The organism is Pseudomonas sp. NPDC090201 (assembly GCF_044746825.1).
GTDB lineage: Bacteria > Pseudomonadota > Gammaproteobacteria > Pseudomonadales > Pseudomonadaceae > Aquipseudomonas > Aquipseudomonas putida_AD.
The window spans coordinates 102,766-115,696 of sequence record NZ_JBIVCX010000015.1; the positions used below are offsets into that span (position 1 = coordinate 102,766).

General features: G+C 57.9%; 15 protein-coding genes. All 15 read left to right on the forward strand.

What is annotated here, in order from left to right; translation table 11 throughout:
• Positions 1 to 289 precede the first annotated feature (289 nt).
• Positions 290 to 424 (forward strand): 50S ribosomal protein L34, encoded by a 135-nt coding sequence (gene rpmH, locus ACIPOO_RS25180; protein ID WP_002551315.1) that lies wholly within the window; start codon positions 290 to 292, stop codon positions 422 to 424.
• A gap of 16 nt (positions 425 to 440) precedes the next feature.
• The gene (gene rnpA / locus ACIPOO_RS25185; RefSeq protein ID WP_274132088.1) at positions 441 to 842 is read left to right on the forward strand and encodes a ribonuclease P protein component; all 402 of its coding nucleotides are present in this window, start codon (positions 441 to 443) and stop codon (positions 840 to 842) included.
• On the forward strand, positions 835 to 1,080 hold the full coding sequence (yidD, locus tag ACIPOO_RS25190) for a membrane protein insertion efficiency factor YidD (RefSeq protein ID WP_081564616.1): 246 nt from the start codon (positions 835 to 837) through the stop codon (positions 1,078 to 1,080). Before rnpA ends, yidD begins: the two co-directional genes overlap by 8 nt.
• Positions 1,081 to 1,082: 2 nt before the next feature.
• Positions 1,083 to 2,762 carry a membrane protein insertase YidC gene (gene yidC, locus ACIPOO_RS25195; RefSeq protein ID WP_400610573.1) on the forward strand — a complete coding sequence of 560 codons (1,680 nt, stop codon included), beginning with the start codon at positions 1,083 to 1,085 and terminating at the stop codon, positions 2,760 to 2,762.
• A gap of 78 nt (positions 2,763 to 2,840) precedes the next feature.
• Positions 2,841 to 4,211, forward strand: a complete 1,371-nt coding sequence (mnmE, locus tag ACIPOO_RS25200; protein ID WP_400610575.1) for a tRNA uridine-5-carboxymethylaminomethyl(34) synthesis GTPase MnmE — start codon at positions 2,841 to 2,843, stop codon at positions 4,209 to 4,211.
• 528 nt (positions 4,212 to 4,739) lie between these two features.
• Positions 4,740 to 6,638 carry a tRNA uridine-5-carboxymethylaminomethyl(34) synthesis enzyme MnmG gene (mnmG, locus tag ACIPOO_RS25205; protein WP_400610577.1) on the forward strand — a complete coding sequence of 633 codons (1,899 nt, stop codon included), beginning with the start codon at positions 4,740 to 4,742 and terminating at the stop codon, positions 6,636 to 6,638.
• Positions 6,639 to 6,643: 5 nt separating this feature from the next.
• Complete coding sequence (gene rsmG / locus ACIPOO_RS25210; RefSeq protein WP_400610591.1) at positions 6,644 to 7,279, forward strand: 16S rRNA (guanine(527)-N(7))-methyltransferase RsmG; 636 nt, start codon at positions 6,644 to 6,646, stop codon at positions 7,277 to 7,279.
• Positions 7,280 to 7,297: 18 nt separating this feature from the next.
• Positions 7,298 to 8,092, forward strand: coding sequence for a ParA family protein (locus tag ACIPOO_RS25215; RefSeq protein ID WP_274132093.1), 795 nt, complete (start codon positions 7,298 to 7,300; stop codon positions 8,090 to 8,092).
• A gap of 9 nt (positions 8,093 to 8,101) precedes the next feature.
• Positions 8,102 to 8,974, forward strand: a complete 873-nt coding sequence (locus ACIPOO_RS25220; RefSeq protein WP_274132095.1) for a ParB/RepB/Spo0J family partition protein — start codon at positions 8,102 to 8,104, stop codon at positions 8,972 to 8,974.
• Positions 8,975 to 9,120: 146 nt separating this feature from the next.
• The gene (locus ACIPOO_RS25225) at positions 9,121 to 9,528 is read left to right on the forward strand and encodes a F0F1 ATP synthase subunit I (protein ID WP_274132096.1); all 408 of its coding nucleotides are present in this window, start codon (positions 9,121 to 9,123) and stop codon (positions 9,526 to 9,528) included.
• A 16-nt stretch (positions 9,529 to 9,544) separates the two neighbouring features.
• A complete protein-coding gene (gene atpB, locus ACIPOO_RS25230) occupies positions 9,545 to 10,414 on the forward strand; it encodes a F0F1 ATP synthase subunit A (protein WP_081564624.1) in 870 nt (289 codons plus the stop codon).
• A gap of 137 nt (positions 10,415 to 10,551) precedes the next feature.
• Complete coding sequence (gene atpE / locus ACIPOO_RS25235; RefSeq protein WP_002555987.1) at positions 10,552 to 10,809, forward strand: F0F1 ATP synthase subunit C; 258 nt, start codon at positions 10,552 to 10,554, stop codon at positions 10,807 to 10,809.
• Between the two features lie 57 nt (positions 10,810 to 10,866).
• A complete protein-coding gene (locus tag ACIPOO_RS25240; protein ID WP_166593942.1) occupies positions 10,867 to 11,337 on the forward strand; it encodes a F0F1 ATP synthase subunit B in 471 nt (156 codons plus the stop codon).
• Between the two features lie 12 nt (positions 11,338 to 11,349).
• Positions 11,350 to 11,886 carry a F0F1 ATP synthase subunit delta gene (locus ACIPOO_RS25245; protein WP_274132098.1) on the forward strand — a complete coding sequence of 179 codons (537 nt, stop codon included), beginning with the start codon at positions 11,350 to 11,352 and terminating at the stop codon, positions 11,884 to 11,886.
• 21 nt (positions 11,887 to 11,907) lie between these two features.
• Positions 11,908 to 12,931: F0F1 ATP synthase subunit alpha (atpA, locus tag ACIPOO_RS25250; protein ID WP_400610581.1), on the forward strand; the 1,024-nt coding region annotated here is incomplete at its 3' end.

Consider the following 12,931-nt stretch of genomic DNA (forward strand, 5'->3'; position numbering starts at 1 on the left):
TCTCTGTACACAGCGGTTTATAAGGCCTTGATAAGGTTATCCACAGAAGATGGCTTGCCTAGCTTCTATAAGCTTTACAGAAAAGCTTTAAATACTTTCCTTCTTTATTTTTATGTCTAGGTGATCGGTGTGCCCGTTCGGGCGGGGTGATGCCGTCCAATACCCATATAAGAAGTAAATGAGAGAAACGCTGGTTGGAAATTGACCTGCGGGCTTGCTTTCTCTAGAATCCCCGCTCTCTTAAAACGGGGTCATTCCGGCCCGTTGTGGACGAACCAGGTAACACACCATGAAACGTACTTTCCAACCGAGCACCATCAAGCGCGCCCGCACCCACGGTTTCCGTGCACGTATGGCTACCAAAAACGGCCGTGCAGTCCTGTCGCGTCGTCGCGCCAAAGGCCGTAAGCGTCTGGCAGTTTGATTAATCGGCACAGGTGGTGAGTCGAGACTTCAGTCGGGAAAAACGTCTGCTGACACCCCGACACTTCAAGGCAGTCTTTGACTCCCCAACCGGCAAGGTTCCGGGGAAGAATCTCCTGCTCCTTGTGCGCAACAACGATCTTGATCACGCCCGACTGGGGCTCGTGATCGGGAAGAAGAGCGTCAAGCTCTCCGTCGAGCGCAATCGTCTGAAACGCTTGATGCGCGAATCGTTTCGCAACAATCAGGATGATCTGATTGGTTGGGATATCGTCGTCGTCGCGCGTAAAGGCTTGGGTGATATTGAAAACCCCGAATTGATTCAGCATTTCGGCAAGCTCTGGAAACGTCTGGCGCGTAGCCGGCCCACTCCGGAAGTCAAATCCGAAACTGCGGGGGTAGACAGTCCTGATGCGTAAACTGGCGCTCGTTCCGATCCAGTTTTACCGCTATGCCATTAGTCCTCTGATGGCTAATCACTGTCGTTTCTACCCCAGTTGCTCCTGCTATGCGTACGAAGCCATTGAAAATCATGGCCTGGTACGCGGCGGCTGGCTGACCTTGCGTCGTTTAGGTCGCTGTCACCCGTGGAATCCCGGTGGTTTCGACCCGGTTCCACCAGCACCCACCTCCCGTTCCTCTTCGATGGCCGAGTAATCATGGATATCAAACGCACAATCCTGATCGTCGCCCTGGCAATCGTGACCTACGCCGGTGTCCTGAAATGGAACCAGGACTATGGTCAGGCTGCCTTGCCGACTCAGAATGTTGCTGCCAACACCAATACATCCGCTCTTCCTGACACCCCGCAAGGTACTGGCGCTGCAAACGCAGACGTACCAAGCGCGACAGGTGAAGTTGCAGCACCTGCCGAAACACCGGTGGTTGCCAGCAAAGACCTGATTCAGGTTAAAACAGACGTATTGAGCCTGGAAATCGACCCGGTAGGTGGTGATGTGGTGCAGCTTCGTCTGCCACTTTATCCACGTCGTCAGGACCATCCTGAAATTCCGTTCCAGTTGTTCGATAACGGCGGCGAGCGTACTTTCCTGGCACAAAGCGGCCTGACAGGCATCAACGGTCCGGACGCACGTGCCGCTGGCCGCCCTGTCTACGCTGCCACCCAGAAAAGTTATCAACTGGCAGAAGGTCAGAACGAGCTGGTCGTTGACCTGAAATTCAGCGATGCCGGCGTCAACTACATCAAGCGTTTCACGTTCAAGCGCGGCCTGTACGACCTGACTGTCAGCTACCTGATCGACAACCAGAGCGCGCAGCCGTGGAACGGTAACCTGTTCGCCCAGCTCAAGCGCGACGCCAGTGCCGACCCGTCTTCGACCACCGCCACCGGTACCGCCACCTATCTGGGTGCCGCGATGTGGACACCTTCGGAGCCTTACAAAAAGGTTTCGATGAAAGACATCGACAAAGGCTCGATCAAAGACACCGTTCAAGGTGGCTGGGTGGCCTGGCTGCAGCACTACTTCGTGACCGCATGGATTCCGAACAAGGCTGACAGCAACACCGTTACCACTCGTAAAGACAGCGCCGGCAACTACATCATCGGTTTCACCGGTCCTGCGGTGACGATCGCGCCGGGTGCCAAGGCTGAAACCACGACCACGCTGTACGCTGGTCCCAAGAGCCAGGCTGTCCTGAAAGAGTTGTCCCCAGGTCTGGAACTGACTGTCGACTACGGCATCCTGTGGTTCATTGCCCAGCCGATCTTCTGGCTGCTGCAACATATCCACAGCATCGTCGGCAACTGGGGCTGGTCGATCATCTTCCTGACCATGCTGATCAAGGGGCTCTTCTTCCCTCTGTCGGCTGCCAGCTACAAATCGATGGCGCGCATGCGTGCCGTGGCTCCGCGCCTTGCAGCACTCAAAGAGCAACATGGCGACGACCGTCAGAAGCTTTCCCAGGCGATGATGGAGCTGTACAAGAAAGAGAAGATCAACCCGCTGGGTGGATGCTTGCCGATTCTTGTGCAGATGCCGGTGTTCCTGTCGTTGTACTGGGTACTCCTGGAAAGCGTCGAGATGCGCCAGGCGCCATGGCTGCTGTGGATAACGGACCTGTCGATCAAGGATCCGTTCTTCATCCTGCCGATCATCATGGGCGCAACCATGTTCATCCAGCAGCGTCTGAACCCTACACCTCCGGATCCGATGCAGGCCAAGGTGATGAAGCTGATGCCAATCATCTTCACCTTCTTCTTCCTGTGGTTCCCGGCGGGTCTGGTGCTGTACTGGGTTGTGAACAACACCCTGTCCATCACCCAGCAGTGGTACATCACGCGCAGCATCGAGGCCAAGGCCAAGAAAGCCGCAGCCTGATCTACCCTGTGAGTAAGTCATACAGAACGCCCCCTAGTGGGGCGTTTTGCTATCTGTCAGTTTGTCGGGAGCCGGACCATGAATGTCCCTCGTGAAACCATTGCAGCCATCGCAACTGCCCAGGGTCGGGGAGGCGTCGGTATTGTGCGTATCTCGGGCCCGTTGGCCAGCGCCTGCGCCCAGGCCATCGTCGGCAAGCAGCTGCAGCCGCGTTATGCCCACTACGGCCCGTTCCACGATCACGATGGCCTGGTGATCGACGAAGGCATCGCGCTGTATTTCCCGGGACCGAATTCGTTCACAGGTGAAGACGTCCTGGAACTACAGGGCCATGGCGGCCCCGTCGTGCTCGACATGCTCCTGCAACGCTGTGTACAACTGGGTAGCCGCCTTGCGCGCCCTGGGGAATTCAGTGAGCGGGCGTTTCTCAACGACAAGCTCGACCTGGCCCAGGCCGAAGCCATTGCCGACCTCATCGAAGCCAGTTCCGCGCAAGCGGCACGCAATGCGCTGCGCTCTCTGCAGGGCGTGTTCTCGCAACGTGTCCACAGCCTGACGGAAAAGCTGATCAGCCTGCGGATCTACGTCGAAGCGGCCATCGACTTTCCCGAGGAAGAAATCGATTTTCTCGCCGATGGCCACGTGCTGAGCATGCTGGATGCGGTTCGCGAGCAATTATCCACAGTCGTTCGCGAGGCGAATCAAGGTGCATTGCTGCGCGACGGCATGACGGTCGTGATTGCCGGTCGTCCGAATGCGGGCAAATCGAGTTTGCTCAACGCCCTGGCCGGCCGTGAGGCCGCAATCGTCACCGAGATTGCCGGCACCACCCGGGACGTGCTGCGCGAACATATCCACATCGATGGCATGCCGTTGCACGTTGTGGACACCGCGGGGCTGCGTGACACCGATGACCATGTGGAAAAGATTGGCGTGGAACGTGCGCTCAAGGCGATCAACGAGGCCGACCGCGTGCTGCTGGTGGTCGATGCGACTGCACCGGAGGCGGCCGATCCATTCGCGCTCTGGCCAGAGTTCCTCGACCAGCGCCCCGATCCTGCGCACGTCACGCTGATACGCAACAAGGCCGACCTGAGCGGCGATCAAGTGGGGCTGCAAATCAGCGCCGATGGCCACGTCACCATCAACCTGAGCGCCAAGGCTGGTGGCGAAGGCCTGGAACTGCTGCGTGAGCACCTCAAGGCCTGCATGGGTTATCAACAGACCGCCGAAAGCAGCTTCAGCGCTCGCCGACGCCACCTGGAAGCGCTGCAGCGAGCCAGCGCCTCCCTCGAGCACGGCCGCTCACAACTGACGCTAGCGGGCGCCGGTGAACTGCTCGCTGAAGATCTGCGCCTGGCGCAGCAGTTTCTGGGTGAAATCACCGGGGCATTCAGCTCCGATGACCTGTTGGGCCGGATCTTTTCCAGCTTCTGCATCGGCAAATAAGCCACTTTCTGCGTTTTCCACAGGCAGGTTCACCTCCCGAACCTGCCTGATCGCCTCCTGCCTACCTCTTTCACGTCACCTGCGACTTCATCGCGGGATGCTTTCGCCTGCGCGTTGCCCCTCAATTCGCTACCAAACCTCAAAATAAGCCCTGTGCATAACCGCGATTCAGCTCGGTTGATAAGTGGGCTTCGTGGCTGAGGATAATCCCCCCTGTGGACAACCGAGCACTTAATCCACAGGCTTAAAGCGCTTATCCAAGGGCCTCATGCACAGATGACCACAAGGTTTCAAAACTCTGTACACAGCGTAAAACGTAGGCTGTATGAATCTATCCACAGATAGGTGCCTCTATATACATAAAAATAAAAACAAAGATTTTATAAATTTCTTTCTTTTTAATTTCTTTAACCGCCATTCATCCACAGCTGGTTAAATTTTGCGCAAAAGGTTCCTTTAAGGGGGGCGAAGTCCCTATACTTGCCGCCAATTTCCTATTCCCCCCAAAAAACAGGCACGAGGTGCGTGGTGGATTTCCCTTCCCGTTTTGAAGTGATCGTCATCGGCGGCGGTCATGCCGGTACCGAGGCAGCACTGGCGTCTGCTCGCATGGGTGCAAAAACCCTGCTGCTGACGCATAACGTGGAAACCCTCGGCCAGATGAGTTGCAACCCGGCCATCGGCGGCATCGGCAAAAGCCATCTGGTCAAAGAGATCGATGCGCTCGGCGGCGCCATGGCAACTGCAACTGACCTTGGTGGCATTCAATTTCGCGTACTCAATGGCCGCAAAGGCCCGGCAGTACGAGCGACACGCGCCCAGGCAGACCGCATTCTGTATAAGGCCGCGATTCGCGAGATCATCGAAAACCAGCCGAACCTGTGGATATTCCAGCAGGCCTGCGATGACCTGATCGTCGAGCAGGATCAGGTGCGCGGCGTAGTGACCCAGATGGGCCTGCGTTTCATGGCAGACTCAGTGGTACTCACCACGGGCACCTTTCTGGGTGGACTTATCCACATCGGTTTGCAGAATTACTCGGGTGGTCGTGCAGGCGATCCGCCTTCCATCGCACTGGCTCGCCGCCTTCGCGAACTGCCGCTGCGTGTCGGTCGCCTGAAAACCGGTACTCCGCCGCGAATCGACGGCCGCTCCGTGGATTTCTCGGTGATGACCGAGCAACCAGGCGATACCCCGATCCCGGTCATGTCGTTCATGGGTTCCAAGGAGCAGCACCCGCGTCAGGTCAGCTGCTGGATTACCCACACCAACGCGCGCACCCACGAAATCATCGCGGCGAACCTCGACCGTTCGCCGATGTACTCCGCCGCCGGCGAAATCGAAGGCATCGGCCCGCGTTATTGCCCGTCGATCGAAGACAAGATTCATCGCTTTGCGGACAAGGCCAGTCACCAGGTATTCATCGAGCCGGAAGGCCTGACGACCCACGAGCTGTACCCGAACGGGATCTCCACCTCGCTGCCGTTCGACGTGCAACTGCAGATCGTGCGTTCGATTCACGGTATGGAAAATGCCCACATCGTGCGTCCTGGCTACGCCATCGAGTACGACTACTTCGATCCGCGTGACCTGAAGTACAGCCTGGAAACCAAAGTCATTGCCGGTCTGTTCTTCGCCGGGCAAATCAACGGCACCACCGGTTACGAAGAAGCCGGTGCGCAAGGTCTGCTCGCCGGTGCCAATGCCGCACTGCGTGCGCAGGGCAAGGAAAGCTGGTGCCCGCGTCGCGATGAGGCCTACATCGGTGTGCTTGTGGATGACTTGATTACCCTAGGCACCCAAGAGCCGTACCGGATGTTCACATCCCGCGCCGAATATCGCCTGATCCTGCGCGAAGACAACGCCGACCTGCGCCTGACTGAAAAAGGTCGCGAGCTGGGCCTGGTCGATGATGCTCGCTGGGCTGCGTTCTGCGCCAAGCGCGAAGGCATCGAGCGTGAAGAACAGCGTTTGAAATCCACCTGGATTCGCCCGGGCACCGAGCAGGGCGATGCGGTCGCGGCGCATTTCGGCACGCCGCTGACCCACGAATACAACCTGCTGAATTTGCTGAGCCGTCCGGAAATCGACTATGCCGGGCTTGTCGCACTGACAGGCCAAGGCGAAATCGATCCACAGGTTGCCGAACAGGTCGAGATCAAGACCAAGTACGCCGGCTACATCGACCGTCAGCAGGATGAAATCGCCCGCCTGCGTGCCAGCGAAAACACCAAGCTGCCGCAAGACATCGACTACACCACCATTTCCGGGCTGTCGAAAGAAATCCAGGGCAAGCTGGGGATAACTCGGCCGGAAACTCTGGGCCAGGCTTCGCGGATTCCCGGGGTTACGCCGGCGGCCATTTCCCTGTTGATGATTCACTTGAAAAAACGCGGCGCGGGCCGTCAGTTGGAGCAAAGCGCTTGAGTTCTATGGTCACCCCGCAGCACGCAGAAGAACTGACCCTTGGCGCCCGCGAATTGGGCGTCGCGTTGAGTGAGACCCAGCACAGGCAGTTGCTGGGTTACCTCGCATTGCTGATCAAATGGAACAAGGCCTACAACCTGACCGCGGTGCGCGATCCGGACGAAATGGTCTCGCGTCACCTGCTCGACAGCCTGAGCGTCGTGCCGTTCATCGACGGCGAACGGCAACTGGACGTCGGCAGCGGCGGCGGCATGCCTGGCATTCCGCTGGCGATCATGTTTCCGGACATGAAAGTCACGCTGCTGGACAGCAATGGCAAGAAAACCCGATTCCTGACCCAGGTCAAACTCGAGCTCAAGCTCGACAACCTGGAAGTTATCCACAGCCGTGCCGAAGCGTATCAACCTGCGCAGCCGTTCACCGGTATCATTTCCCGGGCATTCAGCAGCCTGGAAGACTTCACCCATTGGACACGCCACATGGGCGATACCAATACACGCTGGCTGGCAATGAAAGGTCTGCATCCTGCCGATGAACTGGTAGCATTGCCCGCAGATTTCAATCTGGAAAGCGCGCAAGCCTTGGCCGTACCCGGTTGCCAAGGTCAACGGCATCTGCTGATACTGCGCCGCACGGCATGACAGGGAACACACGCAAGAATGGCTAAGGTATTCGCGATAGCGAACCAAAAAGGTGGTGTGGGTAAAACCACCACTTGCATCAACCTCGCAGCGTCGCTGGTCGCAACCAAGCGTCGGGTGTTGTTGATCGATCTCGATCCACAGGGCAACGCCACCATGGGTAGCGGTGTGGATAAACATGGCCTGGAGCATTCCGTCTACGATCTGCTGATCGGCGAGTGCGACCTGAATCAGGCCATGCACTTCTCCGAGCACGGCGGTTATCAACTGCTGCCGGCCAACCGCGACCTGACTGCCGCCGAAGTCGTCCTGCTGGAAATGCAGATGAAAGAGGCGCGTCTGCGTACTGCCCTGGCACCGATTCGGGAAAACTACGACTACATCCTGATCGACTGCCCTCCGTCGCTGTCGATGCTGACCCTCAATGCGCTGGTTGCCGCAGATGGCGTGATCATTCCCATGCAGTGCGAGTATTATGCGCTGGAAGGTCTGAGCGACCTTGTGGATAACATCAAGCGCATCGGCGAGTTGCTCAACCCACAACTGAAGATCGAAGGCCTGCTGCGGACCATGTACGACCCGCGCCTGAGCCTGATCAACGATGTGTCGGCGCAGCTCAAGGAACACTTCGGCGATCAGCTGTACGACACGGTGATCCCGCGCAACATTCGTCTCGCTGAAGCCCCAAGCTTCGGCATGCCGGCGCTGGCCTATGACAAGTCATCGCGGGGGGCGCTTGCCTACCTGGCGCTGGCGGGTGAAATGGTCCGCCGCCAGCGTCGCGCCTCGCGCGCTGCTGCCCAGCCCACTTAAGGAACCCCCATGGCCGTCAAGAAACGAGGACTTGGACGTGGGCTGGACGCGCTGCTGAGCAGTCCCACCGTCGCTGCGCTGGAAGAACAGGCCGTTCAGGCCGACCAGCGTGAACTGCAATACATCCCGCTGGACCTGATTCAGCGCGGCAAGTACCAGCCGCGCCGGGACATGGACCCGCAGGCGCTGGAAGAACTGGCCAATTCGATCAGGGCACAAGGCGTCATGCAGCCGATCGTGGTGCGCCCGATCGCTGACAACCGCTTCGAGATCATCGCCGGTGAACGCCGCTGGCGCGCTAGCCAGCAGGCAGGCACCGAGACCATCCCGGCGATGGTGCGTGATGTGCCGGATGAAGCCGCCATTGCCATGGCGCTGATCGAGAACATCCAGCGCGAAGACCTCAATCCGATTGAAGAGGCGATTGCCCTGCAGCGTCTGCAGCAGGAATTCCAGCTGACTCAACAGCAGGTCGCCGAGGCTGTGGGTAAGTCGCGCGTGAGCGTGGCCAACCTGCTGCGTCTGATTTCACTGCCGGATGTCATCAAGACCATGCTGTCCCACGGCGACCTGGAAATGGGCCATGCCCGTGCGTTGCTCGGATTGCCGGAAGAACAGCAGGTCGAAGGGGCGCGACATGTTGTCGCACGTGGCCTGACAGTGCGCCAGACCGAGGCACTCGTACGCCAATGGTTGAGTGGCAAACAGGAGCCAGCGGCACCTGTAAAAGCCGATCCGGATATCACCCGCCTCGAACAGCGTCTGGCCGAACGGCTGGGCTCTGCGGTGCAGATTCGCCACGGTCAGAAGGGTAAAGGCCAGTTGGTGATCCGTTATAACTCGCTGGACGAGTTGCAGGGTGTTCTCGCCCACATCCGCTGAAACAAATCATAAGTAGCGTGTGATCGGAAATCACTACCCGGCAGTTGAATAGGGGCTGAACCGCCCCTATACTCTGCGCGCATTTTGTCGGCACAAATTATGCCAAGTTATTGATTTTGGCGGCTGGCACTAGAGGAGCCCATGTGATGGAGACACGCACGCCAAACCGCTTGCCATTCCATCGCCTGGCTGTTTTCCCGGTATTGCTGGCGCAATTGATTGTGCTGCTGCTGGCGGCGGTGACGCTTTGGCAGTGGCATGGGGTCGTAGCTGGATATTCAGGACTTTGCGGAGGCCTGATAGCTTGGCTGCCCAATTTGTACTTTGCCCATAAGGCGTTCCGGTATTCCGGTGCCAGGGCCGCACAAGCCATCGTTCGGTCGTTCTACGCCGGCGAGGCAGGCAAACTGATTTTTACGGCAGTGCTTTTTGCACTGACCTTTGCAGGCGTAAAGCCGCTGGCTCCATTGGCGGTTTTCGGCGTGTTCATGCTGACCCAGTTGGTCAGCTGGTTCGCACCCCTGCTTATGAAAACAAGACTTTTGAGACCTTAGGGCGTTTGAGGGCACCATGGCAGAGCAAACAGCTTCGGGCTATATCCAGCACCACTTGCAGAACTTGACCTTCGGTCATTTGCCTGACGGCACTTGGGGCTTCGCGCATTCGGCAGCCGAAGCGAAGGAAATGGGCTTCTGGGCTTTCCACCTGGACACTCTGGGCTGGTCTGTTGCCCTGGGCCTGATCTTCGTCCTGATTTTCCGCATGGCCGCCAAGAAAGCGACCTCTGGTCAGCCTGGTGCCCTGCAGAACTTCGTTGAAGTCCTGATCGAATTCGTCGATGGCAGCGTGAAAGACAGCTTCCACGGTCGCAGCGCGGTCATCGCCCCACTGGCACTGACCATTTTCGTCTGGGTTTTCCTGATGAACGCCGTCGACCTGGTTCCGGTTGACTGGATTCCTCAGCTGGCCGTCATGATCTCGGGCGATCACCACATTCCGTTCCGCGCAGTGTCGACCACCGACCCTAACGCCACGATCGGCATGGCCCTGTCTGTATTCGCACTGATCATTTTCTACAGCATCAAGGTCAAGGGCATCGGCGGTTTCATCGGCGAACTGACCCTGCACCCGTTTGGCAGCAAGAACGTTCTTGTCCAGGCGCTGTTGATTCCTGTGAATTTCCTGCTTGAATTCGTGACTCTGATCGCCAAACCGGTTTCTCTGGCTCTGCGTCTGTTCGGCAACATGTACGCTGGCGAACTGGTGTTCATCCTGATCGCGGTCATGTTCGGCAGCGGCCTGCTGTGGCTCAGTGGCCTGGGCGTGGTTCTCCAATGGGCGTGGGCTGTGTTCCACATCCTGATCATCACCCTGCAAGCGTTCATCTTCATGATGCTGACCATCGTCTACCTGTCGATGGCTCACGAAGATAACCATTAAGACCCGCATCGCGAGTCTGATGATCCCCTCGCTGCGGTGAGGGGGCGCCCGCAAGGGCTTGATGTAAAAAACGATTTTGCTTTACCGCTTTAATCTAAGAAAACCTAACCAATACGACGTAAAAGTCGGGAGGAAAGATGGAAACTGTAGTTGGTCTAACTGCTATCGCTGTTGCACTGCTGATCGGCCTGGGCGCTCTGGGTACCGCAATCGGTTTCGGCCTGCTGGGCGGTAAGTTCCTGGAAGGCGCAGCGCGTCAGCCAGAAATGGTTCCAATGCTGCAAGTTAAAATGTTCATCGTGGCTGGTCTGCTCGACGCCGTAACCATGATCGGCGTTGGTATCGCTCTGTTCTTCACCTTTGCGAACCCCTTCGTTGGTCAACTCGCTGGCTAATCGCTCGAATTTTCGAGTTGATTGGTGTGATGGACAACGAACGAGCGAGGTGTTGGCGTGAACATTAATGCAACCCTGATTGGCCAGTCCGTTGCGTTCTTCATTTTTGTGCTGTTCTGCATGAAGTTCGTGTGGCCTCCGGTCATCGCGGCTTTGCACGAACGTCAGAAGAAGATCGCGGATGGACTGGACGCTGCCACTCGAGCAGCTCGCGACCTGGAGCTGGCCCAAGATAAAGCGGGTCAGCAACTGCGCGAAGCTAAGGCTCAGGCAGCTGAAATCATTGAGCAGGCCAAGAAACGCGGTAACCAGATTGTCGACGAAGCCCGTGAACAGGCTCGTGTCGATGCTGACCGCATCAAGGCTCAGGCTCAGGCCGAGATCGAGCAGGAACTGAACGGTGTCAAAGACGCGCTGCGCGCCCAACTGGGTAGCCTGGCAGTCAACGGTGCCGAGAAGATCCTGGGTGCCACAATCGATCAAAACGCGCACGCGGAGCTGGTTAACAAACTGGCTGCAGAAATTTAAGCGAGGGCGATCATGGCAGAACTGACCACGTTGGCCCGACCTTACGCTAAGGCAGCCTTCGAGCATGCACAGGCGCACCAGCAACTGGCCAATTGGTCAGCCATGCTCGGCCTGGCTGCTGCGGTGTCGCAAGACGACACCATGCAGCGCATGCTCAAGGCCCCGCGACTGACGAGCGCAGACAAGGCCGCCACTTTCATTGAAGTGTGCGGCGACAAGTTCGATGCCCAGGCACAGAATTTCATCCACGTCGTTGCCGAAAACGACCGTCTCCAGCTTCTGCCGGAGATTGCCGAACTGTTCGAGCTGTACAAGGCCGAGCAGGAAAAATCGGTAGATGTGGATGTCACCAGTGCTTTTGCATTGAACCAAGAACAGCAAGACAAACTCGCCAAGGTTCTCAGTGCACGGCTCGGCCGGGAAGTGCGCCTGCACGCTGCGGAGGATGCTGCCCTGATAGGTGGTGTCATCATCCGCGCCGGCGACCTGGTTATCGATGGCTCAGTTCGCGGCAAACTCGCGCAACTAGCCGAAGCATTGAAATCTTGAGTTTGAAGGGGCAGCAGAGCAATGCAGCAACTCAATCCTTCCGAAATAAGTGAAATCATCAAGGGCCGCATCGAGAAACTCGATGTAGCCTCCCAAGCCCGTAACGAAGGCACTGTCGTCAGCGTGTCTGACGGTATCGTGCGGATTCACGGTCTGGCCGACGCTATGTACGGCGAAATGATCGAGTTCCCGGGCGGCGTCTACGGTATGGCACTGAACCTGGAGCAAGACTCCGTAGGTGCGGTGGTACTGGGCGCTTACACATCGCTGGCTGAAGGCATGAGTGCCAAGTGCACCGGCCGCATCCTGGAAGTTCCGGTTGGTAAGGAACTGCTGGGTCGCGTAGTCGACGCACTGGGTAACCCTGTCGACGGCAAAGGCCCGCTGAACAACACCGAGACCGACGCGGTCGAGAAAGTTGCTCCGGGCGTGATCTGGCGTAAGTCGGTAGACCAGCCTGTACAGACTGGCTACAAGGCTGTCGATGCCATGATCCCTGTCGGCCGTGGCCAGCGCGAGCTGATCATCGGTGACCGTCAGATCGGTAAGACCGCTCTGGCGATCGACGCGATCATCAACCAGAAAGACAGCGGCATCTTCTGCGTCTACGTAGCTGTTGGTCAGAAGCAATCGACCATCGCCAACGTGGTTCGCAAGCTGGAAGAAAACGGCGCCCTGGCCAACACGATCATCGTGGCTGCCAGTGCTTCGGAATCCCCTGCGCTGCAATTCCTGGCTCCTTATGCCGGTTGCACCATGGGCGAATTCTTCCGCGACCGCGGTGAAGACGCACTGATCGTCTACGACGATCTGTCCAAGCAGGCTGTGGCTTACCGCCAGATCTCCCTGCTGCTGCGTCGTCCACCAGGACGTGAGGCATACCCAGGTGACGTGTTCTATCTCCACTCCCGTCTGCTGGAGCGCGCATCCCGCGTTTCGGAAGAGTACGTAGAGAAGTTCACCAACGGCGCAGTGACCGGCAAAACCGGGTCCCTGACCGCTATGCCGATCATCGAAACCCAGGCTGGCGACGTTTCCGCGTTCG

Coding starts and splice junctions, on each gene's coding strand:
- atpE (WP_002555987.1), top strand. CDS start 10,552: ATGGAAACTGTAGTTGGTCTAACTGCTATCGCTGTTGCACTGCTGATC.
- ACIPOO_RS25215 (WP_274132093.1), top strand. CDS start 7,298: ATGGCTAAGGTATTCGCGATAGCGAACCAAAAAGGTGGTGTGGGTAAA.
- ACIPOO_RS25220 (WP_274132095.1), top strand. CDS start 8,102: ATGGCCGTCAAGAAACGAGGACTTGGACGTGGGCTGGACGCGCTGCTG.
- mnmE (WP_400610575.1), top strand. CDS start 2,841: ATGAATGTCCCTCGTGAAACCATTGCAGCCATCGCAACTGCCCAGGGT.
- rpmH (WP_002551315.1), top strand. CDS start 290: ATGAAACGTACTTTCCAACCGAGCACCATCAAGCGCGCCCGCACCCAC.
- yidD (WP_081564616.1), top strand. CDS start 835: ATGCGTAAACTGGCGCTCGTTCCGATCCAGTTTTACCGCTATGCCATT.
- ACIPOO_RS25225 (WP_274132096.1), top strand. CDS start 9,121: ATGGAGACACGCACGCCAAACCGCTTGCCATTCCATCGCCTGGCTGTT.
- ACIPOO_RS25245 (WP_274132098.1), top strand. CDS start 11,350: ATGGCAGAACTGACCACGTTGGCCCGACCTTACGCTAAGGCAGCCTTC.
- atpB (WP_081564624.1), top strand. CDS start 9,545: ATGGCAGAGCAAACAGCTTCGGGCTATATCCAGCACCACTTGCAGAAC.
- rsmG (WP_400610591.1), top strand. CDS start 6,644: ATGGTCACCCCGCAGCACGCAGAAGAACTGACCCTTGGCGCCCGCGAA.
- yidC (WP_400610573.1), top strand. CDS start 1,083: ATGGATATCAAACGCACAATCCTGATCGTCGCCCTGGCAATCGTGACC.